This window comes from Abiotrophia defectiva ATCC 49176, from assembly GCF_000160075.2.
Classification (GTDB): Bacteria; Bacillota; Bacilli; order Lactobacillales; family Aerococcaceae; genus Abiotrophia; species Abiotrophia defectiva.
This window is the reverse complement of record NZ_KI535340.1, coordinates 605,235-628,478: the sequence shown is the minus strand read 5'-3', so window position 1 is coordinate 628,478 and position 23,244 is coordinate 605,235. Positions and strand designations below refer to the sequence as shown.

Below are 23,244 nucleotides of genomic sequence, written 5' to 3'. Positions count from 1 at the left end.
GGAGGCGTTTATTGCATTCAAAAATCCCAAGTGATAGGAAGTCACTTGGGATAATTTTCTTTAAGCCTGGTTAAAGGCATCCAGGAAGCGACGGAGGCCGGCGTGACCTTCTGGGCTTTGCTTGAAGACGCCAGCGTCTTCAAGGACGCGAGCGAATTTGGCCCCCACAGCTGTTTGGAGCAGGCGATCGACTTGGTCAGCGGCCACCTGAGGATGGTGAACAGCCAATTCTTGCGCCCAGCTTTGGTGATAGTCAGCTACTTGGTCCAAGGAGGCTTGGCCCAGTAAGAAATCCTTGATAGTGGCTAGCTCGCCCACTAGACGTGGAGGTAGGATAGCCAAGCCCATGACTTCAATCAGGCCGATATTTTCCTTTTTAATGTGTTGAACATCAGGATGTGGGTGGAAGAGGCCGTCCGGATAGGTATCAGTGGTCCGGTTGTTGCGCAGCACTAAGTCCAATTCGTAGGCGCCATCTCGACGTCTAGCAATTGGCGTAATGGTGTTGTGCGGGGTCTCCCCACTAAAGGCCAGGATGTCACAAGCCTCATCGCTATAGCCACGCCAGAAGTCTAAGAGGGCTGTCGCCGCATCTACTAGTGGGGACTTGTCTTGGCTACGTAGGCGGATGACAGACAGAGGCCATTTGACTAAGTCGACGCTTAAATCTGGAAAGGCACTTAGGCTAGCCGTCTCATAGGCCGGCGCCTGATCCATAGGGAAGGTGTGACGCCCGCCCTGATAGTGGTCGTGGGAGAGAATGGAGCCGCCCACAATCGGTAAGTCGGCATTAGAGCCAGCAAAATAATGCGGCAACACCTCAATGATGTCCAGTAAGTGCTCAAAGCAAGCCCGGTCAACCTTCATAGGCACATGCTCCTGGTTGAGGAAGATGCTGTGCTCGTTATAGTAGACATAAGGCGAGTACTGCATTCCGTAGGCGCCTCCGCCTAGAGATAGGCGAATCAGACGGTGGTTTTGACGCGCCGGATGATTACTACGGCCTCGGTAGCCTTCGTTCTGCATGCAAAGCAGGCACTTAGGATAGTGGCTTGGCTTAGCTAATTTGGCCGCCGCGATATCCTTAGGATCCTTTTCTGGCTTGGAAAGGTTGATGGTAATCTGCAAGTCGCCGTAGTCGCTAGCCGCGTTAAAGGCAATATTCTTGGCAATGTGGCGGGTCTTGATATAGTCATTGGCCCGCGACAAGGCATAGAAATAATCTGTGGCCCGCTCTGGTGACTCCTTGTAGAGGGCCCAGAAACGTTGATTGAGCACAGAAGGTAGAGGCGTCAACAAATCCATAATAGCCGCCTCAAAGGCCTCGCGGCCGAAGGCAGAGTCTGCAATTAAGTCTTGTTCCAGGGCATAGGCCTCTAGTTGATCTAGATAGTCTAGGAGGCTTAGCTCAGGGTCTAGGGCTTGTTCACAAGAATCGAGACCATCTAATGCTAGCCGTGCTAGGACTTGGTTGATAGTGTAGTCTCGATCTAAAGGGTCCAGCCAGCCATCTTGGATGGCGCGGCTGACAAAATGGTGGATGGTTTGGTCAATTGGAATAGTCACAGCGTTCGTCCTCTCTGCTTGCCTGATTTTTTGGCAAGCATTCATCATGATTTAGTCAGCTAGAGCGTGGGCACCAGCGCCAACTTGGGCAATATAGAAGCTAGCAGGGTAGCCGATGCTTGCCTCATAGGCTTGGCCAACGGCTGCTTGAACCGCCTCTGCCGCCTCTTTAGCCACTAAGGCAATGGCACAACCGCCCATGCCGGCACCTGTCATGCGGGCTCCTAGGACGCCTTCTTGTTGCCAAGCCGTGTGAACCAGGGTATCGAGCTCGCGCCCCGTTACTTCATAGTCTTCCTGTAAGCTCATATGGGAGGCGTTAAGGAGTTGGCCGAAAGTCTTCAAATCGCCGGCAGTCAAGGCTTCTTTGGCTTGAACTGTCCGTTGATTTTCGTAGACCGCGTGTTTAGCCCGACGTTCTAAGACGTCATCATTAATGAGATGGCGGCTCGTTTCAAAGCCATCAGGGCTCAATTGGCCCAGACTTTGGATTTGCATGCCGCCTGCTTGTAGGCGACGCAGGGCTTCCTCGCATTGACTGCGACGTTCGTTATACTTAGAATCTGCTAACTCACGGCGTTTGTTGGTGTTCATAATTAGTACTAGGTAGTCGCCGAAAGCCGCAGGGACTAGTTGGTAATCTAGGCTATTGGTATCCAAATAGATAGCCATGTCTTGTGCCCCCATACCAATAGCAAACTGGTCCATAATACCGGAATTAACGCCAATGAAGTGGTTCTCGACTTGTTGGCCAATCTTGACTAAATCCAGACGGGTCAAGCTTAAGTCAAAGAGGGATTCCAAGGTAATCCCTACCAATAATTCCAAGGAAGCAGAACTTGAGAGACCCGCCCCGTTAGGGATATTGCCATAAACCAAGAGGTCGAAGCCTTGGTCGATAGTGTGGCCAGCTTGGCGCAAGAATTTGACTTCGCCTTTGACAAAGTTAGTCCAGCTGTCTTCTGGCCGATTGACTAGCTCTTGCGATAAATCAAAACTGATAAGACCAGCTTCTTCGAAGTTGAGCGAATAGCAACGCACTAAGCTATCTTGACGTCGACGGGCAATGCCGTAGGTCCCTTGGGTGATGGCACAGGGGAAGACCCGCCCGCCGTTATAGTCGGTGTGCTCACCAATCAGATTAATTCGCCCAGGCGCAAAGAAGGCCCGGCCGGGTTCAGATTCAAAAACTTCTTGAAATCGAGTGTGTAAAGCAGATAATTCCATACAAGTTCCTCCTAGTACTAGCTAGATAATTGAGTAATATAGTTCTATTATACGACTAAATGTAAGGGTGTTCAATGCTATTTCTAACAGAATTTTTATCCTTTTTGGGGAGGGGCCATATGCGTTTACTTTTTAAGTCTAATTTCGGTATAATAAGGAGGTGAGAAAAATAGGAAAGGAGGCTGGCGCCATGATTCGCAGTGTCCCACTGAACGCCCAGGATGTCTGGATTAACATTGAAGCCGATGCCCTAGAAAAACATCCCGAGTGGATTGAGGAATTCGACTTAGATGAGGAGATTATCGAATATGCGGCCGACCGCAATGAGCGAGCCCGGGTGGATTATGATCGCCAAAGCCACACCTTCGTCCTGATTTTTAATGTGCCCAATCGGATTAAGCAGACCCGCCACTATGAGACGGTGCCGATGTCCTTTATCGTCCAAAAGCATCGCCTGATTACGATCAGCAACGAGGATAATGCCTATATCCTACAGCGTATGCATCGTAACCTAGAGTTAGAACCAGAACAAAGTCTCTTCGGCTTTCTCTTCGAGGCACTCTATCGGGTGACGGATGAGTACTTCCCTCTAGTTGAGGAAATCAACCGTGAGCGGGATCAGTTGACCCGCCTCTTACGTGACAAGACCACGCGGGAGAATCTTCTGGCCTTATCGGATATGGAGACCGGCATGGTCTATTTCATCACTGCCAGCAAGCAGAATACCGTCCTATTGGAGCAGCTGCGGACCTTACTGGTTTTTCGTTCGCTAACGGAAGTGGAGCGGGAGCAATTGGAAGATACCCTGATTGAAGCGCGCCAGTTAGTGGAAATGACCCAGTTGACAGGCCAAACCCTACAACAACTGTCAGACACCTATAACAATGTCTTGAATAATAACTTGAACGATATTTTTCGGATTCTGACCACGCTAGAGATTATCCTCATGGTGCCGACCTTCGTGACCGGCTTTTTCGGTATGAACGTGCCGGTGCCTTTTGCCAATCACCCTATGGGCTGGTTGATTACCTTGATTATTAGTATTGCTGGATGCATAGTAATTAATGGCGTCCTCAAAAATCTCTTAGCCCGAAAATAAGAAAGGAGGTTCCCCATGATTAGCATGCGACCAATCAACGAGACAGATAGCTGGCTCAATATTGACGTGGACACCTTTGCCTCCCGGCCGGACCTCCTCAGTCAATATGACTTAGATGAAGAAATAGTCGAATACGCCCTGGACCGTAATGAACGGGCCCGGACCGAGTACGACCGCGAACGCAATACCTTTATCATCATCTATAATGTCCCTAATCCCATTAAACAGGATTACCACTATGAGACGGTGCCCATGACCTTTATTGTTCAGCCTAAGCGACTCATTACCATCAGCAACGAGGCCAATGCTTACCTGATACCGGAATTTAGCCGTTACCTGGATGCTAACTTTGGGGTTTCGGTCTTCACTTTCCTATTCGCTTCGCTCTATACTGTGTCTGAACAGTATTTCCCTTTGGTTGAGAAAATCAACCAGGAGCGCGACCAACTCAACCAGGTTCTCAGACAGAAGACTACCAAACAGAACCTCTTCGCTTTGTCGGACTTGGCCACTGGGGTGGTTTACTTTGTCTCAGCTACCAAGCAAAATGTGGTGCTGTTGGAACAATTGCGGACCCAGTTTATGTCTCGCCTCTTAGATGAGGCAGCGCGCGAGGAGTTAGAAGACTCTCTGATTGAAGCCAAGCAGTTGGTGGAAATGACCCAGTTGACTTCGACTATCTTGCATCAACTGTCGGGTACCTATAACAATGTTCTGAACAACAACCTGAATGACACCATGAAACTCTTGACCATCGTGTCCATTCTCCTGACGATTCCAGACATTATCACCTCCTTCTTTGGGATGAATATGCCCCTGCCTTTCGAACAAGATGCCATGGGCTGGGTCTATATCTTGTTGATTTCGGCAGTCGGCTGGGTGATTGGCCTGCGAATCCTCAACTATCTCATGGATAAGAAACAATAGCGACTAGGAAGGGGCAGACTTCATATGGCCTTGATTGAACAAGAAGTAAAAATTGCCTTGGAGGCAGAGAGTTTTGCCCGACTTAAGTCAGGTTTGGGCTTAGATGGGGTGGCACCACGCCAACAAGTTAACCACTATTACGATAGCAATCAGAGCGCCCTTAAGGCGGCGCGGGCTGCCTTAAGGCTACGGCAATATGACCAAGTGAGTGAGTGGACCTTCAAGCAGGCTTTGGACCAGTTTCAAGCCTTGGAAATCACACAAACTAATGCGGAGCGTCTAGATTCAGTACCTACTAGTTTGGCTGGTGCTTGGATTCAGGATGCGGGAATCTTAGGCGCCTTAGCCAAAGTAGGCCTAGCACCCCAGGACTTAGTTGTGCGTTATGGTTTTCAGACTAATCGCTGGACCTTAAACTTAGGCTGGGGTGAGCTGGTGCTAGATCAGACTCTTTATGGTGACCAGGTCGACTATGAGCTGGAGTTAGAAGCTCAAGACCTGCATTTGGCTCAAGACTATATAGCCAAATTAAGCCAGACCTATGATTTTCCGCTCCTAGCAGCAGACAAGAAAATTGCCAGAGTTAGCGCCTATTACGCCGAACTAGAGAAGAATAAATGAGCTAGTGGTCCACTCTAAAGAGTGGACCACTAGCTACATGGAAAACCGACGAAAAGGGCCCAAAATGCAGAGAAAGCCGAGAGCCAGTGGACCACTTTGGAGAGTGGACCACTAGCTACATGGGAAAATGCTGAAAAGGGCCGAAATGCTGAGAAAGAGGAGAGCCAGTGGACCACTTTGGAGAGTAGACCACTAGCTAGCTGAGAAATAGAGGAGAACAGTCCGCTTTATCCCAACTCAGCAAGATTCAGTCTCAATGTCTTTTAGCCGGGCTATAAGGCATTTCATTAGAACTTGTCTATTCTTTGTGTTAAGATAAATTTAAGAAATCCAGTCGGAGAGGAGGGGCAGTCGCATGCCACAAGAGCAAGTGGCCTATCAAGTGTCAGGCCATGGTCAGGCCAGATTATTTGAGTTGTATCTCTTTGTTAACCCCCTAGGGCAAGATTGCCGCAGAGTAGAGCGCGAACTCAGCCGTGCGATTAAGCAAATGCCAGCTAAGACGGATGTGCATATTCTCTGCTTTACCAGTCAACCCCTCATTGCCCGTTACATGATGCAGCTGGGTTATGAACCTCAGGATTTGCGTCATCGCAACGAAATTTTCCAAAAGATTTATTCTGCCACCTTGGCTTACCGGGCAGCGGGTCTGCAAGGCAAGCGTCGTGGCCGTCAATACCTCTACGAAATGCAAAGCCGCATTAATTCTGATTTAGAACGACTGACGGATGAATTCCTGGCCAGCTTAGCCTGTGATATTGGCTTGGACTTGGCCCTCTTCGAGAGTGACCGACGTTCTCAATATGTCAAGGAACTCTACTATCGTGATCAAAAGATTGCGCTCGAGATGAAGGTGCAAGATACACCGTCACTCATTATTTTTGAACAGTGTTCCGGGGACTCCGGCATCCTCTTGCAAGGGCCGATGGAGTGCCAACACATTCTGGAACAAGTGGACTTATTAATGGATAAAACCTGCTGCCCTCGACCTACCCGGTTGAAGCTGGTTGCAACAAAAAAATAATAAGAGAGAGGCTAGAACTTGGTTCTAGCCTCTTTTTTGTGTTCAGTACCTATAAAAAAGCTTAGGAGCAGAATGAATCTATTAGGTTTTTTCCATTTCCTCTCCCCCTTCCACATTAATCCGGAAGTAAGATGATTTTATCTAGACAGCAATCCAAGGTATAATTTAAGTAGATGAAAACGTTTTGATCTTACTTTAGGAGGGAGCCATGAATAAACGACAGATGCATATGTTGGATTATTTACTTAAGCAGACTGACTATGTGGCTAGTACCCAGATTGCCCAGCTCTATGGCGTATCGGCCAAGACAATTTATCATGATTTGGCTAAGCTTAATGAGGCTTTAGCTCCGCATGGCTTAGCCATAGACAAATCACCTCGTAATGGGGTGCGATTAGACTTAAGCCAGGCCGACGAGGCGAGGTTACGTAGCCTGATTAAAGACTGGCAGCAAGCTGCACAGTGGGAAGCTTATGGACCTGACGATCGTGAGCGGCACTTGCTCAAGGCCCTATGTTTGGACTCGGGAGGACTAGACTTAGAGGATTTAGCAGAACAACTTTATGTGTCTTCTGTAACTTTAAACCGCGACTTAAGTCGGTTGGGTCCTCGCTTCCAAGCTTGTGGGCTGACACTGGTTCGCCAAGATGGCCGCCTGCAAGTTCAGGGACGGGAGTCAGCTATCCGTCAATGTCTACGAACTTATTTACAGGAATGGCTCTATCAGATGGGTGAGCCGATTCAGGACTTAGTGGTCTTTTTCCATGCAGAAGATATTACTCTCTGCCAGCATGCCTTGAATCAGTTAAGTCAGACTTATCAGCATGATTTCACCGCAGATTATTATCTGCTACTCTTGCTAGAATGTTTGATTATCCGACGCCGAGGTCAGTTAGGTCAGGTCCTTCAAGTTCGAGCAAAAGAATTGGTCCGCGACCTCAGCCACTTGGAAGTTTACTTTTTCGCTGGGGAGCTCTTGGAGGCAGTGACAGGCCAAGCGCTAGTACAGCTATCAGCGATTGAAATTGAGTCTCTGGCCTATACCTTATTGGCTGTAGGGTTCAAGATCCAAAGCCCCGACTATGAACGGGAGTTACGTCAGCAGGTCCAGGCTCTGATTCAAAGGGTCTCAGACTTTCTCAATGTGGATTTAAGCCAGGATCAGCATCTACTAGCTATGCTAGCTAATCATATGTCTTCAATGATTTTTCGTTTACGACATCATATGCATGTTACCAACCCAGCCTTGGATGAAATTAGGAAGCAATACTTAACCTTATTTAATATCGTCTGGCTGGTCTTGCGGGATTTTGCTGAACACTATGATATGGAGGTGCCGGATGAGGAGTTGGCTTTCTTGGTCATACATTTTCAGATTGCCCTAGAGAAAGTCCAACGGCCTCTGACTATTGTGGTGGTTTGCCAACATGGTCTAGCTGCCTCTGAGTTAATTCTAGCCAAATTGCAGCGGATTTTTAGTCCTTCGGATCGCCTTCTCAATCTTAAATGGCAGGAGTTAGCTGATATGGATTGGCGTGGCGTGGATTTAGTTATTTCCTCTCTCGATTTAAAGGAAGAGCTACCAGTACCTGTTCAGCGAGTAAGTCCAATTATGACTCAAGATGAACTCGAACAGATTCGCCACCACTATGACCAGTTAACCTCCGGCCATCACCAGATGGTCAAGGCTCTCAGGCGCGAATCTAGCTTCCATGTGGCTAGCCTAGCGGAGCTAATTAAGACTCCAGACCAAGTCCAGTTGACTGCTAACAACCAAGATCAAGCCTTAGAGCTAGTCTTGGCCCAAGCTAGCCCCCAGAATTTGGCTAATCCGGCCTTTGTCCAATCGGTCTATGAACGAGAGCAAATGGGAGCTACTAGTGTATACACAGGTGTGGCCTTGCCTCACAGTGATCCTAAAACCGTGACTCACTCCGAAATCGTCCTAGTCTCGTTAGCCAAGCCGGTTAGTTGGGGCCAGAACCAAGTCAAACTTATCTTCCTAATTGCGGTAGCAGAAAGAGACATGAAGCTATTTAAGGAGAGTCTGGTTGCCCTCTACGCCCTAATTGAAGACCAAGAATTAATGAATCAACTCAGTCAATGCCAGGATGGAGCCAGCCTCAAGGCTCGGCTATTAGAGGAAGTGAATATCAATGTTAGATGAGAATATCATGCAGTTTCAGGTCAGTGGCCTCAAGACGAGAGAGGAGGTGTTAGCCTATCTAGGCCAAGTCATGGTGGATTGCGGTGTGGTTTATGAATCCTATCCAACAGCAGTCTTAGAACGAGAGAAGATTTTTCCAACGGGCCTCCAGTTTCAGGATTATGGGATTGCCATCCCACATACGGATGTGGAGCACGTGAAGAAAGCACAGTTAGCCATCATGACCCTGGACCAACCGGTAGATTTCTACCAGATGGGAAGCTCAGATGTGATCGTACCTGTCCAGGTAGTTTTCATGCTCGCCCTTAAGGAAGCCCACCAGCAACTCACTTTACTGCAAGATCTGGTTGCCCTACTGCAGGATAGTCAAGATATGGCAGCCATCTGTCAATTGCCTGATCAGCCTGAATCCCAGGGAGTTCTGCGTATGATGCTTGCCCAGCACGGAATTTTATAGTCGTTTTTCCCATTCAAAGGAGGAAGTAAGATGTTAGACTTGTTTAAAAGCTTCGTTGATTTAGGCGCTATTGTCGTCTTACCTATTTTGATTTTTATCTTTGGGATTGCTTTGGGGACCAAACCTAAGAAAGCCCTAGTCTCTGGAATTATGGTCGGGATTGGTTTTGTAGGCTTGAACATGGTCGTTGACCTTTTGGGCGGGAGCTTGGGCCCTGCCGCGCAAGCTATGGTGGAACGTTTTGGCTTGAACTTGACTACGATTGACGTGGGCTGGCCAGCCGCCGCAGCTATTTCTTATGGGACCCTCTTAGGGAGTTTATCCATTCCGATTGGGATTGGGATTAACTTGCTCTTGCTCTTCTTAGGCTTAACCAAGACCCTCATGGTGGATATGTGGAACTTCTGGCACGCAGCCTTCGTAGCTTCTTTAGTTTATGCTGTGACCCAAGATTTCTCACTTGGTCTCTATGCGACTGTCACTTACCTGGTTATGATTTACCTCTTGGGGGATATTATTGCGCCAGCTATTAAGAAATTCTATGGTTTTCCAAATATTACCTTCCCTCACGGGACTTCAGCGCCAGGCTTCTTAGTAGCTATCCCGCTCAACTGGCTTTTCGACCGGATTCCTGGTTTTAACAAAATTGAAGCCGATCCTGAGACTATCCAAAAACGCTTTGGGATTTTTGGGGAATCAACCGTATTAGGTTTAATCATCGGGATTATCATGGGGCTCTTGGCCGGCTATGAAGTAAAAGAAGTCCTGCAATTAGGTGTTAAGATGTCTGCGGTTATGGTCCTCATGCCTCGCATGGTTTCCTTGCTCATGGAAGGTTTGACGCCTATCTCTGAAGCGGCCAATGACTTTGTACAACGCCGCTTCCCAGGACGAGAAGTCAACATTGGGATGGACTCTGCTCTATCAGTAGGGCATCCAGCAGTCTTATCATCCTCTCTCTTGTTAGTGCCAATTACTATTCTCTTAGCAGTTATCTTGCCAGGTAACCAAACTTTACCATTCGGTGACTTAGCAACCATTCCATTCGTTGTCTGCTTGATGGCAGCAGTCTTCCGGGGCAATATCGTCCGGACGGTAGTAGGTGGGACTATTTATATGGCTAGCATCCTCTATGTAACATCATGGGCTGCCCCATTAGTTACCAAAGCTGCTCAATCAGCGAACTTCGACTTAGGTGGCAACACTAGTGTAACGGCGATGGCAGAAGGTGGACTCTGGCCAACCTGGCTCTTCATTTTCGCGGGCAATCATATGCCTTGGGTCATCTTAACCCTAGTGCTTCTGGCTTCGTTAGCAGGTCTCTACTATGTCAATAAGGTACGTAAATCCTAGGGAGGAGTAAAAGCTATGAAAAAACTCTTAATTATGTGTGGCTCAGGTATTGCCACTTCTACGGTTGTTGCAGGTAAGGTCAAAGATTGGTTGAAAGCAAATGGTTATAGCGATTCTGTCCAAGTCTTCCAATCCAAGGTGGCCGAAGAGGTTAACCGAATTGATGACTATGATGTTGTGATTTCGACTACAGTGGTGCCAGATTCTATTAAGGACAAGGTGATTATGGGGTTGCCGCTCTTAACCGGCATGGGCTTGGATGCCCTTTGGTCAGACCTCAAGTCTCAGTTGGAGGCTTAATCAAAAACCTTATGGACCTTAAGGAGGGAACTCTATGACGGTTGATTTCAAAGGCAAGTTCTTTATCTTTAATCCTAAATCCTATCTCTACGGTGAGAACTTAATGGAAATGGCGCGGGTAGCCGATCAGTTGGCCTTAGATTACCCAGACATTGCGGTGGTCTTGACCTGCCCCTATGCAGATCTCTATCGCATAGCCTCCCAGACTCAACACTTGATTGTTTGTGCCCAGCATCTGGATGGCATTGAACCGGGCAGAGGCATGGGAGCGGTCCTGGCAGACTCGCTCTATGCAGCCGGGGCTCGGGCCACCTTCCTCAATCATGCGGAACATCCATTGAGCTCGGCTCAGTTAGTGGCCTCGGTTAAGCGAGCCCATGACTTGGGAATGGCGACCATTGTTTGTGCGGACTCTTTAGCCGAAGCGCGAGCCTTGAGTCTTTTAGAGCCGACGATTGTGCTCTGCGAGCCAACCGAGTTGATTGGCACCGGCCAAACCAGTGATGACGCTTATATGGCGATGACCAATCAAGCAGTGAAGGCTCTCAGTCCCCGTACTTTGATCATGCAAGGCGCGGGCATTATGACACCTGAGGATGTCTATCGGGCGATTCGCTCCGGTGCTGATGGGACGGGGTGTACCAGTGGCATTGTCAAAGCCCCTGATCCAGCCCAAATGCTTAAAGACATGGTGGCCGCAGTGGACCGAGCCATGAAGGAGGGCTAGCTGATGGCAGTTTATAATCAGGAGTTTAAGGTGGCTAGTCAAGCTGGACAAGTATCCTATGTGGATATTACGGAGACGGTCAAGAATGCTGTAGCAACCAGTGGTATTCAATCTGGTACTGTCACCATTGTCACGGCCCACACGACCTGTGCTATTCTCTATGAGGAATACACACATGACGTGGATGAGCATGGCAATGAGTGGTTACATCTGGACCTTAATGATGCGTTAGAGAAGATTCTGCCTCCTCATATTAGCGCTCAAACTTATCGCTATCCAGGGCCACTACATTATGCGGAAGTGGAATCCTGGCCAGATGTTGATGACTGGTTGCCGGGCGGTGATAGAAGCCTACTATGGAATGGCGATGCTCATCTTAAGGCGACCCTCATTGGCGCCAGCGAAACCTTTGCAGTCGTGGATGGCCAAGTGGCGGTTGGACGCACAGGCTATTTCTATCTAGCAGACTTTGACCAAACTCGAGAACGAGTGCGTAAGTATCGTGTTGTTGTAATTGGAGAATAGGAAAACTATCGCATAAAAAAGAGACTGGATTTGTTATCATCCAGTCTCTTTTTTGATTTCTAAATCCAATTTTCTTGAGCTGCCCACTCTTGATCGACCACAAAAACCTGTTCTTGCTCGAATTCAGGAGCCCGCTCAGCTGCTTGCTGGTAGAGTGTTTCGTCGAAGTCTAGTCCCAACAAACCAGAAGGGGTGTAGAGATAGAACAATTTGTCTCCTTCAGGGTTAAGTCCGAAATAGAGGTCGACTAGGTCATGAGGTAGGCCGTCGGCTTGTTTTAAGTCCTGCTTGACTGCTTCCATGATACGGTCATCATAGCCGGCAGTGAAGATCGCTACCTTCTCCATGAAGTCCAAGGGATGGGGCACTAGGCGGACTTGATAGTCGGCATAGTCAGGACCGTAAGAAGCAACCATGTCGGGTAGTTGCTTGAGGAGTTGAGCGGCTTCCGCTTCATTTGGCTGATAGTGTATTCTGACCTTAGCAACGCGGTCTTCGTAGAGGGTAGGGTAGAGGATGCGCTCCTGCCTTTGACACTGCTGACAGCTAAAGGTCGCCCAATCGCCTGAAATGATGCGGTCACGCAACGGGGGCTCCATATCGCCAGTCACAAGTAAGAGAACTTCGAAGTCTTGGACATGCTGGCAATGAGGGCAGGGCATTTGGACAGTATCACGAACAATCATGAGGACAACTCCTTCGGATTTAGTTTAGCAAGATTTCTTTACACCCACTAGTTTACACCTGAATGATGGGGCTTACAAGTATCGAATTTACTGGAATAATAGGGGGATTCAGCAAGTTTGTTGTAAACGCTGTCTTTTGGGGCTATAATAGATGTGCAATCGACATTATTTTAGGAGGACACAAAATGAAGTTATCATCTATCAACCCAGGAGGTGGGCGCGCATGACTCAGACTTTGGCGCAAATTATGGAACGGACGCAATGGTTCCGTCAGGCGCGTTTTGGTATGTTTCTACACTGGGGGCTATACAGCATTCCCGCTCGAGGCGAGTGGGTACTTAGCCATGACCCGGGAATCGTCGAAAGATACCCTCTCTATCTAGACTGCTTCAATCCCGAGGGCTACCAGCCCCAGGAATGGGCACGCCAAGCCAAGGCGGCAGGCATGCAGTATATGATTTTGACGGCTAAGCACCACGACGGTTTCTGCCTCTTTGATAGTCAGTGGACGGACTACAAGGCGACTAATACCCCTTGCGGCCGTGACTTGGTAAGGGAATTTGTCGACGCTGCACGTGCTGAAGGACTCAAGGTTGGCCTCTATTACAGTCTCTTAGACTGGCATCACCCTGACTATCCACATGCAGGTGACCCTTATCATCCCCGCAAACATCAAGCCGCTGATCCAGGCCAAGATTTCAATCGTTATGTCGATTATATGCACCGTCAGGTCGAAGAATTAGTAACCCAGTATGGTCGATTGGATATCCTCTGGTTTGACTTCTCTTATGGTCAAATGTGTGGACAGGCTTGGCGGGCCCAAGAATTGATTGAGCTCGTGCGGGGGCATCAGCCTTGGATTTTAATTGATAATCGTCTGGAGACATCTGGCGAGGGATTTGGTAGTATTGTAACTGAGACTATCAGCGACTATGCCGGCGACTTTGTCAGTCCTGAGCAAGTGGTGCCACATGAAGGTATCCGTAACGAAGCCGGAAACTTTGTGCCTTGGGAGCTCTGCTTGACTATGAATAATAACTGGGCCTATCATGCTAGAGATCATCACTATAAGTCATCAGCAACACTCATTCATAAGCTGGTGGAGTGCGTGGCTAAGGAGGGCAACATGTTGCTCAATATCGGGCCAACCGCTCAAGGTCGCTTCCCAGCCGAGAATCAGGCTATTCTGCGTGATTTTTCTGACTGGATGGACTTACATGCAGAAAGTATCTATGGCTGTGGCTATGCAGACCTTCCAAAACCAGACTGGGGCTACTATACGCGCAAAGGCCAGACCATCTACGCCCATCTCTTCGAGCAACCGATTGGCCCCCTTTATTTGCCGGGCATTGACCGCGATCAAATCAAACGCATTTCATGGTTGAATGATGGCTCAGAGCTTCAGGTTTCGGACAGTTGGAATATCAAGGCCTTTCCAGGTTTGACCTTCGTCCAAATGGGGGAAGTGGAGCATTATACCTATCTCCTACCTAACCAGATTGATGCCGTGTTGAAGATTGAATTGAAGGATTAAAAAGACTAAGAGGCTAGGTCAAACTGGCCTCTTTTTATACGCATATCACTAGCGCTGAAGCCCCCTTTTGCGTATACTAGACAGTGGAGATGAGACCAAGGAAAGAATTTCAGAGGGTCTCAAATAGCGTGTGATCTGAAGATAGGGAAGTAGGCGAGTGTGTGATAGTAAGAGCGCAGGAAATGAGCCAAAATGCCAATGGCTTAAGATTTTCAATCTTGGCGTCTGGCAGTAGCGGCAATGTCACCTATGTGGAGTCAGACCGCCAACGACTCTTGGTCGATGCGGGTTTGAGTGGCAAGAAAATAGAATCCTTGATGGCCCAGATTGACCGCAGTGTGGCCGATGTAGATGCCATTCTGGTGACGCATGAACATAAGGACCATATTCATGGGGTAGGAGTTCTATCTCGCAAATATAATTTGCCAGTTTATGCTAATAAGGCCACCTGGCAAGCCATGGATGGAATGTTGGGGGCCATTGACCCTGACAACCGTCGCGAGTTAGAACCAGATCAGTTGGTCACCTTCGGGGACTTGGATGTCTTAACCTATCAAGTCAGCCATGATGCGGCCATGCCTCAATTCTACGCCTTCCAACAGGGAGACAAGCAGTTCGTCATGTTGACGGATTCAGGTTATGTCAGCGAAAGACTTCGAAGCCTTTTGAAGAATGCTAACGCCTATCTGATAGAATCTAACCACGAGATTGAGATGTTGCGCTATGGTGCCTATCCTTGGTCACTTAAGCAACGGATTCTGGGCGACAAGGGCCATTTGTCTAATGAAGATGGCGCCCTGGCCATGGTGGATATGTTAGGGGCTAGCACCCAAGATATTTATTTGGGTCACTTGAGTAAGGAAAATAACACTAAGGAATTAGCCCTTTCTACCTGTACTGGTATTCTAGAACAACATGATATTGAAGTTGGTCGTCGACTCAAGGTTCATATGACCGATCCAGAACTAGCGACGCCGCTTAAGTATCTTTAATCATTTGAATTTAGACCCGCCTTTTGGCGGGTTTTTGTCTTTTTTAGCATTAGATAAGAACAAGTCTTCTCTAGTCAAGAGGGTAGCTTATAACAGCCATAATTTCTGATAATTTATCTATAGTTTTGAGATAGTTATTGTGTAAGCGCAGTCATATAATGGGGATAAAGCAAGACCAAATATGAAAGGAGATAGAAGTATGAGCAAGACAAATGTTTCCCCCCATTGGCAGATGAAGGCAGCCCTAGCCTCTTCCCTGGCCATTGGTTTGTTGTTGGCCGGCGCCCCTCATGTAGCGGCAGAAGAAGTGGTGACTTCAGATTCAGAGGCCTCCTTAGACCAGACCAGCCCCAAGGCTGAGGTCAACCAAGCTGCCGCATCCCCTAGTGACAGTTCTAGTCTAGGTGAAGAGCCAGCCTCCAGCTCTGCTGGCAGTGAGTCAGATCAGACCAGTCAAGCGAGCGCAGAAAGCAACCAAGCAAGCGCTAATCCTGCCCCGGCTCAAGAAGTGCCTGACACACCGCAAAAGCAAGACGGAGAGGTCAAGCCAAAGGAAGTGAAGTTCCAAAACTGGAAAGAACTCCTAGACTGGCAACCAGGAGCGCGTCAGGACGATGAAATTAACCGGGCCAGTGTCCCCCTAGCTTCACGTTATCAAGGACATGTAGTCAACCCAACGGCTAACCCAGACGCCAAGGTCCAAGCCCTATCGAATATGAACGCTAAGGCAGAGGATCATGCTTCAGTTGGGGGCGAGGAGTTTAAGACCTATGCCTTCGACCACTGGCAATACCTGGATTCCATGGTTTTCTGGGATGGTTTAGTGCCAAGCCCTGATGTCATTGATGCTGGCCACCGTAATGGGGTGCCAGTCTATGGGACCCTCTTCTTCAACTGGTCCACGAGTCGTGCCGACCGCAAACGTTTCTTGGAGTTCTTGCAAGAAGACCAAGAAGGCTCTAACACCTTCCCGCTCGCCCGCAAGCTAGTTGACGTAGCTAAGTACTATGGCTATGATGGCTACTTTATCAACCAAGAAACCACCGGCCATGGCCTCTATGGCAAGGGCGAGAAGATGCGGCAATTCATGCTCTATGCTAAACAATATGCTACCGAGCAAAAAGTGAACCTCAAATTTTCTTGGTATGATGCCTTTGATATTAACGGCCAACGTAATCACCAAAATGCCTTAACAGAAGTGAACCGCGATTATATGAAGGCAGAAAAACCACAAGGTCCTGTTCCAGTGGACGAATTCTTCGCCAACTTCAACTGGGGTAAGGCGTCAGTGGATGAATCAGTCGATAGCGCCAAGGCGGTCAATCGTTCCCAGTATGATGTCTACATGGGCTTTGAATTACAGAAGAACTCTTATAAGACCCAGGTGCCATTCTGGGACTTGCTAGATGACCAAGGCAAGCTTCGGACTTCTCTGGGGCTCTTTGCACCGGATTCCATTCTTGGCATTGGGACCACCGGGGAAAGTTACCACCGGGAAGAAAATAACTTCTGGACGGGCTTGCAACAAGACCCAACCAAGCCAAAACCGGAAGATAGCACTTGGTATGGCTTGTCTGGCTATATCGCTGATAAAACAGCCATTCTAGGCGACCAATTCCACACCAGCTTCAATACGGGTCACGGTAAACGCTGGTATGTAGATGGCCAAGTCTCCAAAGACTCTGAATGGAACTATCGGTCGGTGTCTGGAATTTTGCCAACCTGGCGTTGGTGGATTCGCTCTAAGAATGGGGAAGCTGGCCTTAAGGGCGACTATGACTTTGAAGATGCCTATAACGGCGGGAACTCGCTTCAATTTTCTGGTCATTTAGGGGCAAAGAACCCAGAAGAAGCAATGCTTTATGCCACCAAATTAGCTGTGGGTGAGACTACGCAGCTGAAGCTAGCCCACAAAGGGGGCCTAGGAAGTCGTGTCCGGGTCGGCTTAGCCACCCAGGCCAACTATAGTGCCGATAGCTTCCATTACTTTGATTTGACCCCGGGTAAAGACTGGCACCAAGATACTTTGGATTTATCTAGCTTGAAAGGTAAGACCATCTATGCCATTAAGTTTGCCTTTGAAAGTGAGACAGATCAAGCTGCTTATCGCTTCAACTTAGGGCAAATCGACCTCTTGAAGACGGCAACAGCCCCTGTGGTACCAAGCCAAGTCCAAGTTGTGTCTAAGCAACTCAGCTCTAGCCGTCAGGCCCAAGCCCATCTAGCCTTTACCCCAAGTGCCAATGCGGATTACTATGAAGTCTATCAAGAAGTCGCACCTAATAAATGGCAATTACTGACAGGTTCATCTAACCACCATATTTATTTGGCTAAGGTTAGTCGGCCACAGGATGCCAGTGGGACGACCCAACGGCTTAAGGTAGTAGCCGTTGGCAAGAATGGCTTGCGGTCAGAAGCCGGCTACGCGACTTTTGACTGGCAAATGACTACGTCTGATACGACCCAACCACAAGAGCAGGCACCTAATATTGTGCCAGGAGCTACTGTGACCTTTGCATCCGGGCCTAGCGATGGTTCTGAGCCAGCCGACGCCATGTTGAACGGGACCATTACCTCTAATGCCGACAAGTGGTGTATTCTAGATCCTCAAGGCCATGTCGACATTAAACTCAGCCAAGTCAGAACGGTCCGCCGTTGGGTGGTTGAACATGCTGGGGCTGGCGGCGAGTCTGTCAATGACGGTCTCATGAACACCCGCGACTTTGACCTCTACTACAAGGATATGACCACCGGGGAATGGCTACTAGCTAAATCAATTCGTGGCAACCGCGCGCATGTAACGGATGTGGACCTAGATCGACCAATCACCGCTCAAGAATGGCGTTTGGATGTGTTAACTTCCCATAACGGAACGCCATGGGGAGCGATTCGTATCTATAACTGGAAGATGTATGAACAAGCGGCTTCCAAAGAATCTACCAACCTGCCAATGGCCAATGTAGCAGCTCAATCTTTGGGGAATGGCTATGTCCAAGTTGGTTTGAACAAGGTACCTGCCAAGGCCACAGTGAGACTTTATGCTAATCGGGAAGCGACTCAGCTACTAGGGGAAGTAAGGGCTGATCAAGCGGGAGACTATAGTTTCCAACCAGTTCACTTAGCAGAAGGCAGCCATTTGCTCTACTATAAGACCTGGGAAGAAGGCAAGGAAGCTAGCAACCTATCCGCAGTCTTGGTAGATGCCACTAGCGCTCACCAAAAGATTCAGGCAGTCAGCTTGGAACAAGGTTTAGAGCAAACGGTCTATCATGTCAAGGATGGCTTGAATCTAGCGGGTGCTAAATTGCGAGTTCGTCTAGAAGGAGCCAAAGAGGATCAACTCATTAACCTGACCCACCCAGGTGTGACAGTCAGCGGTTATGATGCGACTAAGCTGGGTGCTCAAGATCTAACTGTCAGCTACCTGGACCAAACCTTGGCTCAAACACTGAGAGTCTATGTGGCTAAAGCCGACTCGAACGATGACAGTAAGGAAATTACCCATCTAGCTATTACAACTCTTCCAAATCAACACTATGGTCCAGGCCAAGACTTAGATTTATCCAAGGGCAGATTCCAAGTAGTGTATTCCGACCAAAGCCACCACACCCATACCTTCCAAGATCCAGGTGTGACAGTCTCTGGCTACGATCCTCAACGATTAGGTGAGCAGACCGTGACTCTTCACTATCAAGACTTTACCGCGGACTTTTCCGTTTGGGTGGAAAAAGAAGAAGCTAACTTCGAATATCTCAACCAGAAATTAGCTGAAGTGGAGCGCCTTCTTCCACATTATCGCTATCAATTTGCGACCCCAGAAGAACAGGCGGCCCTTAAGGATAGTGTCAGCAAGGCTCAGGACTTAGTCAAGACAGCACAGACCGCTGAGCAAGCTCAGGTAGATGCGGCACTGGCTAATTTGAATAAGGCCCTAGGCAATCTATCGGGTCAGAAAGGGCGCGATGAGGCGCGTCTGGTTCTAGGGGCAGTGGCCTCATTAGGTCAGGACTGGGTGGATCGTCTACAAGATCCTGAATTAAAGGACAAATTAAGTAAACAAGTCGGTCAGGCACGGACCTTGATGGACCAAGACTTGGTAAGTCCGGCAGACTTTGCGACAGCTAAGGCTCAACTTGAAGAAAGCATCTTAACTGCTAAGAAAGTGACGCCAACCGTCTTGCATGACCCAAGTCACGATGTGACCGTCGCCTTCTCAGGGCTGGAGCCAAGTCATATTACAGGTCTCAAGGTCGGTAAGCTAGGGCCAGAAGACCTGACGGAAGCCGAAAAACAAGCCTTAGCGGGACGGCAAGCCCTTGTCTACGATATCGAAGGCCAAGACGCTCAGGGTCAGGATGTGGATACGCAATATCCAGCTAAGGTCAGTCTACCATCGCCTCAAGATCAAAAAGTGGAGCAAGTACTCTTCTTGCCTGAGGACGGGCCAGCCCAAAGCTTGCCTTTCCAAATTCAAGATGGCCGTGTTGTCTTTGATGGGCCACACTTTACCCACTATGCCTTAGTCTTCGCTAAGGAAGAACAAAGCCAAGAACCGAGTCAACCAGGACAAAGTGATTCGGTTGGGCCAGAAGAGCAAACAGAAGTAACTCAAGCTAGACCTGCTGGTGACAAGGTGTTAGCAGCGGCTAGCCATGAGGACCGCCTACCCGAAACGGGTGAGAGCCCATCTGGCTTTGCCCTAGGTGGACTGGTCCTATCTTTCTTAGGAATCTTAGGACTTCGTCCTAAACGTGAAAGAGAGTAAGAAGGCAAAACTGCCCCTTAGGGGCAGTTTTTTGTGGAGAATTGATCACAAGTTTGGGGAGCATGGGTTCCTGACAAAGGGACTTATGCTATAATAGAAATTAAGGAAGCGTATCCAGGATTCTCAATCTGGTCATGCGCTGAAGGGGGATAGCCATGTTAATCAGTAACTTTTTTGAAGACCTGAGTCTTCAGTCTGTGGGCCAAATGCCACAGGCGGCCTACTTCATTCCTTACGGGAATTTACAAGAGGCCAAGCAAGCCAAGCGACGGCAGGAATCGTCTCGTTTTGTGGACTTGAATGGGGATTGGGATTTCCATTATTTTGATAATGTCCGCTTGATTGAATCGCCCTATTGGTTGACGACTCACCAAGAGGACATAGATTGGACTACGATGCCAGTGCCCAGTTGTTGGCAATATCAGGGCTACGATCACTTTCAATATACCAATACGGAATACCCTATTCCATTTAATCCACCGTATGTGCCCTATGCCAACCCTGCCGGGCTTTATAAACGAAGCTTTGAGATTAGGGATTTGGCAGACCTGCCTGGGACAGAACTGGTGCTAGAAGGAGTAGACTCAGCAGCCTATGTCTGGGTCAATGATCATTTTGTCGGTTATGGGCAAATTTCGCACAGCCTGCAAGTTTATGATCTAACCCCTTATATCAAAGAGGGACAGAACCAGCTAGCAGTGTTAGTTCTCAAATGGTGTGACGGGACTTATTTAGAAGACCAGGACAAATTCCGGATGAGTGGTATTTTCCGCGATGTCTATCTGAGACGGCGATCTGCTCAGGGACTGGTTGATTTCCATCTGCGTCCCCAAGTGGCGCCAGATGGCCAGTCGGCCCAGTTGGAATGGTCTTGGTCCCTTAATCAGCCAGGGGGGAGCTGGTCCTATCGCTTGGAAGATGCGGAGGGTCAGCTAGTCTTGGAGGAGACCAATCTACCACTGAATTCTAGCCAGCAGACCTTGACTTTGTCCCTTGAAGAGCCTCATCTCTGGTCGGCTGAAAAACCATATCTATACACGCTCTACTGGTCGGTGGCAAGCGAGACCTATAAACAAGCCATTGGTCTGCGAGAGTTAGCCGTAGACAAAGACGGCCTCTACTGTAACCATCAGGCTATCCGACTCATAGGGGTCAACCACCACGATTCCTGGCCGGATACGGGAGCGACTGTGACCTTGGAACGCCAAGTTCAGGACTTGATGCTCATCAAGCACCATAACTTCAATGCCATTCGGACGGCTCATTATCCAAAGTCACCAGAATTCTATGAGCTATGCGATCGCTTGGGCTTTTATGTGGTCAGTGAGGCCGACATAGAGTGTCATGGCGTGGTGGATCTGTATGGCCGTGGCTATAGTCGTAACTTTAACCAGATAGCGGAGGATCCTGAGTGGCAAGAGGCTCTAGTAAACCGTATGGCAGCCAATGTCTTGCCACTGCGGAACTTTTCTTCCATTATCATGTGGTCGGCGGGCAATGAATCAGGTTTTGGCATCAATTTCGAAGTCCTGCTAGCTCAAGCCAAGTCTTGGGATCCGACGCGGATTCTGCATTATGAAGGGTATTATTTCCGCGACCCAGCTAAGACGCACAATAAGCAGCATGTGGAAGTCTACAGCCGGATGTATCCGTCTATTGAAGAAATCGAGACGCTTTACTTCAGCGAGGGGGGCCAATATGCACCGCTTGACCGGCCGCTTATGCTCTGCGAGTATGCCCATGCCATGGGCAATGGGCCGGGTGGTCTGGAAGACTATTATGACTGCATGCAGCGTCATCCTCAATTGATTGGACTCTTCGTCTGGGAATGGTGTGACCATGCCATCGCGGTACCACTAGCTGGACAAGCAGAACCTGCCTATCGTTACGGGGGTGACTTTGGCGACTATCCGCACTTCGGCAACTTCTGTATGGATGGTTTGGTCTATCCGGATCGCACCTTGCATACGGGTCTATTAGAACATAAACAGGTCTTTCGGCCAGTTCGTCTAGTAAACTTTGAGCAAGAAGCCCGTCGAGCTTGCTTCCGTAATGACTATGCCTTCTTGAATTTGGCAGATGCCCTCTACTTACGAGTGGAAGCCTATAATCAGGAGGGCTTGCTCTTAACCAGTCAAGACTGTGCAACTTGGCAGGCTGAGCCAGGCCAAACTACTTGGGTCGATCTAACTTGTTGCGGGGACCTAGCGAGTGCGGCCAGCATCCGCTTTGTCTATTTGGGTCTGGAAAATGAAGAGGAATATGGCTTCGACCAGGTAAGCTTGGCAGCCTATCAAGTCCCTAGCCTGAGCCAAGCGTCACAAGTTGTCAGTGCTCAAGAAAATCTGACCAGCTATCAGTTGACCTGGGGCGACCTAGTTTTGACCTTTGATAAGGGCAGTCTGGCGCCAAGTCAAATCAGCTATGCCGGTCAAGAACTGCTCAAGCAAGCTGCCTTCTGGCAAATTTGGCGGGCGCCGACAGATAATGATCGCCATGTTCGAAAGGAATGGGAGGCGGCCAATTATCATTACAGCCAGCTTTGGATTCAAGACAGTCGTCTAGAAGTTCAAGCAGATAGCGTCAGCCTACATTTCTCAGGCGCTATGACGGCGCTGGCGCGGCAGAATCCATTGAGCCTAACAGGATCTTGGAAACTGGCTAAGGATGGCCAGTTAAGTTTAGAAGTCCAAGCCAACTTGGATAGCCAAATGCCTTTTTTGCCACGCTTTGGTCTTTGTTTGCCATTGGTGGATGCCCAGACGGTTCATTATCTAGGACAGGGTCCTTTTGAAAATTATGCTGACAAGCAGGCTGCTAGCTACCGGGCCCAATTTAGTTTGGATGCCGGAGATTTCTATGAACCTTACATTAAGCCACAAGAAAATGGCAACCGTAGCCAGGTGTCGTGGCTAGAAGTTGTCCAGGCGCCGGTTCTCTGGCAGGTCCAAGACCAGACCCCAGAGAGTTCGGGACTTAACTTCAGTCTATCGCCTTATAGTGCGCATACCTTGAGCCAGACTAGCCACCGCGATCAATTGCCGGAGCCATCAGGCTATTATCTCAACCTGGATCTAGCCCAAAGTGGTCTAGGAACCAACTCCTGTGGACCTGCCTTGCCAGATGCCTATCGCATCACAGGACCTAACTTGTCCTGTCGCTGGACCATGGCCTGGCGGCCCTTGGACAACTAAGCATCAAACAAGAAATCCAGGGCTATTAGCCCTGGATTTTATAAAAAAAGGCTAAGTTTCTTGAATAGAGACATATACTT

Annotated in this window: 16 protein-coding genes and 1 pseudogene; 14 read left to right on the top strand and 3 right to left on the bottom strand. The window is 48.8% G+C overall.

Features of this window, described 5'->3' with window-relative positions:
- Positions 1 to 60: 60 nt before the first annotated feature.
- A complete protein-coding gene (gene galT, locus GCWU000182_RS02795; RefSeq protein ID WP_035364456.1) occupies positions 61 to 1,560 on the bottom strand; it encodes a UDP-glucose--hexose-1-phosphate uridylyltransferase in 1,500 nt (499 codons plus the stop codon).
- A 57-nt stretch (positions 1,561 to 1,617) separates the two neighbouring features.
- Entirely contained in the window at positions 1,618 to 2,793 is a 1,176-nt protein-coding gene (locus GCWU000182_RS02790; protein WP_023391225.1) for a galactokinase, read from the bottom strand.
- A gap of 190 nt (positions 2,794 to 2,983) precedes the next feature.
- Here GCWU000182_RS02790 and GCWU000182_RS02785 point away from each other — a divergent pair, with 190 nt between their 5' ends.
- The 10 genes from GCWU000182_RS02785 (at position 2,984) to GCWU000182_RS02740 (ending at position 11,993) form a co-directional block, all read left to right on the top strand.
- Entirely contained in the window at positions 2,984 to 3,892 is a 909-nt protein-coding gene (locus GCWU000182_RS02785) for a magnesium transporter CorA family protein (protein WP_035363956.1), read from the top strand.
- 15 nt (positions 3,893 to 3,907) lie between these two features.
- A complete protein-coding gene (locus GCWU000182_RS02780) occupies positions 3,908 to 4,819 on the top strand; it encodes a magnesium transporter CorA family protein (protein ID WP_023391223.1) in 912 nt (303 codons plus the stop codon).
- Positions 4,820 to 4,843: 24 nt separating this feature from the next.
- Positions 4,844 to 5,440, top strand: coding sequence for a CYTH domain-containing protein (locus GCWU000182_RS09555; protein ID WP_023391222.1), 597 nt, complete (start codon positions 4,844 to 4,846; stop codon positions 5,438 to 5,440).
- A 355-nt stretch (positions 5,441 to 5,795) separates the two neighbouring features.
- Positions 5,796 to 6,464, top strand: coding sequence for a DsbA family protein (locus tag GCWU000182_RS02770; protein ID WP_023391221.1), 669 nt, complete (start codon positions 5,796 to 5,798; stop codon positions 6,462 to 6,464).
- Between the two features lie 208 nt (positions 6,465 to 6,672).
- Positions 6,673 to 8,631, top strand: a complete 1,959-nt coding sequence (locus GCWU000182_RS02765) for a BglG family transcription antiterminator (protein WP_023391220.1) — start codon at positions 6,673 to 6,675, stop codon at positions 8,629 to 8,631.
- A complete protein-coding gene (locus GCWU000182_RS02760) occupies positions 8,621 to 9,088 on the top strand; it encodes a PTS sugar transporter subunit IIA (RefSeq protein ID WP_023391219.1) in 468 nt (155 codons plus the stop codon). Before GCWU000182_RS02765 ends, GCWU000182_RS02760 begins: the two co-directional genes overlap by 11 nt.
- A 30-nt stretch (positions 9,089 to 9,118) precedes the next feature.
- Entirely contained in the window at positions 9,119 to 10,441 is a 1,323-nt protein-coding gene (locus GCWU000182_RS02755; RefSeq protein WP_023391218.1) for a PTS galactitol transporter subunit IIC, read from the top strand.
- A 15-nt stretch (positions 10,442 to 10,456) separates the two neighbouring features.
- Positions 10,457 to 10,741 carry a PTS sugar transporter subunit IIB gene (locus GCWU000182_RS02750; protein WP_023391217.1) on the top strand — a complete coding sequence of 95 codons (285 nt, stop codon included), beginning with the start codon at positions 10,457 to 10,459 and terminating at the stop codon, positions 10,739 to 10,741.
- A 34-nt stretch (positions 10,742 to 10,775) separates the two neighbouring features.
- Positions 10,776 to 11,468, top strand: coding sequence for a triose-phosphate isomerase (locus tag GCWU000182_RS02745; protein WP_023391216.1), 693 nt, complete (start codon positions 10,776 to 10,778; stop codon positions 11,466 to 11,468).
- A 3-nt stretch (positions 11,469 to 11,471) separates the two neighbouring features.
- Complete coding sequence (locus tag GCWU000182_RS02740) at positions 11,472 to 11,993, top strand: YjbQ family protein (RefSeq protein ID WP_023391215.1); 522 nt, start codon at positions 11,472 to 11,474, stop codon at positions 11,991 to 11,993.
- A 59-nt stretch (positions 11,994 to 12,052) separates the two neighbouring features.
- Here the strand turns inward: GCWU000182_RS02740 and GCWU000182_RS02735 are convergent, their stop codons facing one another.
- Entirely contained in the window at positions 12,053 to 12,679 is a 627-nt protein-coding gene (locus GCWU000182_RS02735; RefSeq protein WP_023391214.1) for a CpXC domain-containing protein, read from the bottom strand.
- Between the two features lie 223 nt (positions 12,680 to 12,902).
- Between GCWU000182_RS02735 and GCWU000182_RS02730 the strand changes: the two genes are divergently transcribed.
- From GCWU000182_RS02730 to GCWU000182_RS02715, 4 genes and pseudogenes are all read left to right on the top strand, one after another.
- A complete protein-coding gene (locus GCWU000182_RS02730; RefSeq protein ID WP_023391212.1) occupies positions 12,903 to 14,213 on the top strand; it encodes an alpha-L-fucosidase in 1,311 nt (436 codons plus the stop codon).
- 182 nt (positions 14,214 to 14,395) lie between these two features.
- Positions 14,396 to 15,205 (top strand): MBL fold metallo-hydrolase, encoded by an 810-nt coding sequence (locus tag GCWU000182_RS02725; RefSeq protein ID WP_023391211.1) that lies wholly within the window; start codon positions 14,396 to 14,398, stop codon positions 15,203 to 15,205.
- A gap of 199 nt (positions 15,206 to 15,404) precedes the next feature.
- Positions 15,405 to 18,917 (top strand): annotated as a pseudogene (locus GCWU000182_RS02720) (endo-beta-N-acetylglucosaminidase); the annotation flags it as partial.
- Between the two features lie 1,208 nt (positions 18,918 to 20,125).
- Positions 20,126 to 23,164, top strand: coding sequence for a glycoside hydrolase family 2 TIM barrel-domain containing protein (locus tag GCWU000182_RS02715; RefSeq protein ID WP_023391209.1), 3,039 nt, complete (start codon positions 20,126 to 20,128; stop codon positions 23,162 to 23,164).
- Positions 23,165 to 23,244 lie beyond the last annotated feature (80 nt).

Excerpts from the sequence above, each read along its gene's own strand:
- GCWU000182_RS02770 (WP_023391221.1), top strand. The coding sequence starts at position 5,796 with ATGCCACAAGAGCAAGTGGCCTATCAAGTGTCAGGCCATGGTCAGGCC.
- GCWU000182_RS02745 (WP_023391216.1), top strand. The coding sequence starts at position 10,776 with ATGACGGTTGATTTCAAAGGCAAGTTCTTTATCTTTAATCCTAAATCC.
- GCWU000182_RS02780 (WP_023391223.1), top strand. The coding sequence starts at position 3,908 with ATGATTAGCATGCGACCAATCAACGAGACAGATAGCTGGCTCAATATT.
- GCWU000182_RS02765 (WP_023391220.1), top strand. The coding sequence starts at position 6,673 with ATGAATAAACGACAGATGCATATGTTGGATTATTTACTTAAGCAGACT.
- GCWU000182_RS02755 (WP_023391218.1), top strand. The coding sequence starts at position 9,119 with ATGTTAGACTTGTTTAAAAGCTTCGTTGATTTAGGCGCTATTGTCGTC.
- GCWU000182_RS02725 (WP_023391211.1), top strand. The coding sequence starts at position 14,396 with ATGAGCCAAAATGCCAATGGCTTAAGATTTTCAATCTTGGCGTCTGGC.
- GCWU000182_RS09555 (WP_023391222.1), top strand. The coding sequence starts at position 4,844 with ATGGCCTTGATTGAACAAGAAGTAAAAATTGCCTTGGAGGCAGAGAGT.
- GCWU000182_RS02730 (WP_023391212.1), top strand. The coding sequence starts at position 12,903 with ATGACTCAGACTTTGGCGCAAATTATGGAACGGACGCAATGGTTCCGT.
- GCWU000182_RS02785 (WP_035363956.1), top strand. The coding sequence starts at position 2,984 with ATGATTCGCAGTGTCCCACTGAACGCCCAGGATGTCTGGATTAACATT.
- GCWU000182_RS02735 (WP_023391214.1), bottom strand. The coding sequence starts at position 12,679 with ATGATTGTTCGTGATACTGTCCAAATGCCCTGCCCTCATTGCCAGCAT.
- GCWU000182_RS02790 (WP_023391225.1), bottom strand. The coding sequence starts at position 2,793 with ATGGAATTATCTGCTTTACACACTCGATTTCAAGAAGTTTTTGAATCT.
- GCWU000182_RS02740 (WP_023391215.1), top strand. The coding sequence starts at position 11,472 with ATGGCAGTTTATAATCAGGAGTTTAAGGTGGCTAGTCAAGCTGGACAA.
- GCWU000182_RS02750 (WP_023391217.1), top strand. The coding sequence starts at position 10,457 with ATGAAAAAACTCTTAATTATGTGTGGCTCAGGTATTGCCACTTCTACG.
- GCWU000182_RS02715 (WP_023391209.1), top strand. The coding sequence starts at position 20,126 with ATGTTAATCAGTAACTTTTTTGAAGACCTGAGTCTTCAGTCTGTGGGC.
- GCWU000182_RS02760 (WP_023391219.1), top strand. The coding sequence starts at position 8,621 with ATGTTAGATGAGAATATCATGCAGTTTCAGGTCAGTGGCCTCAAGACG.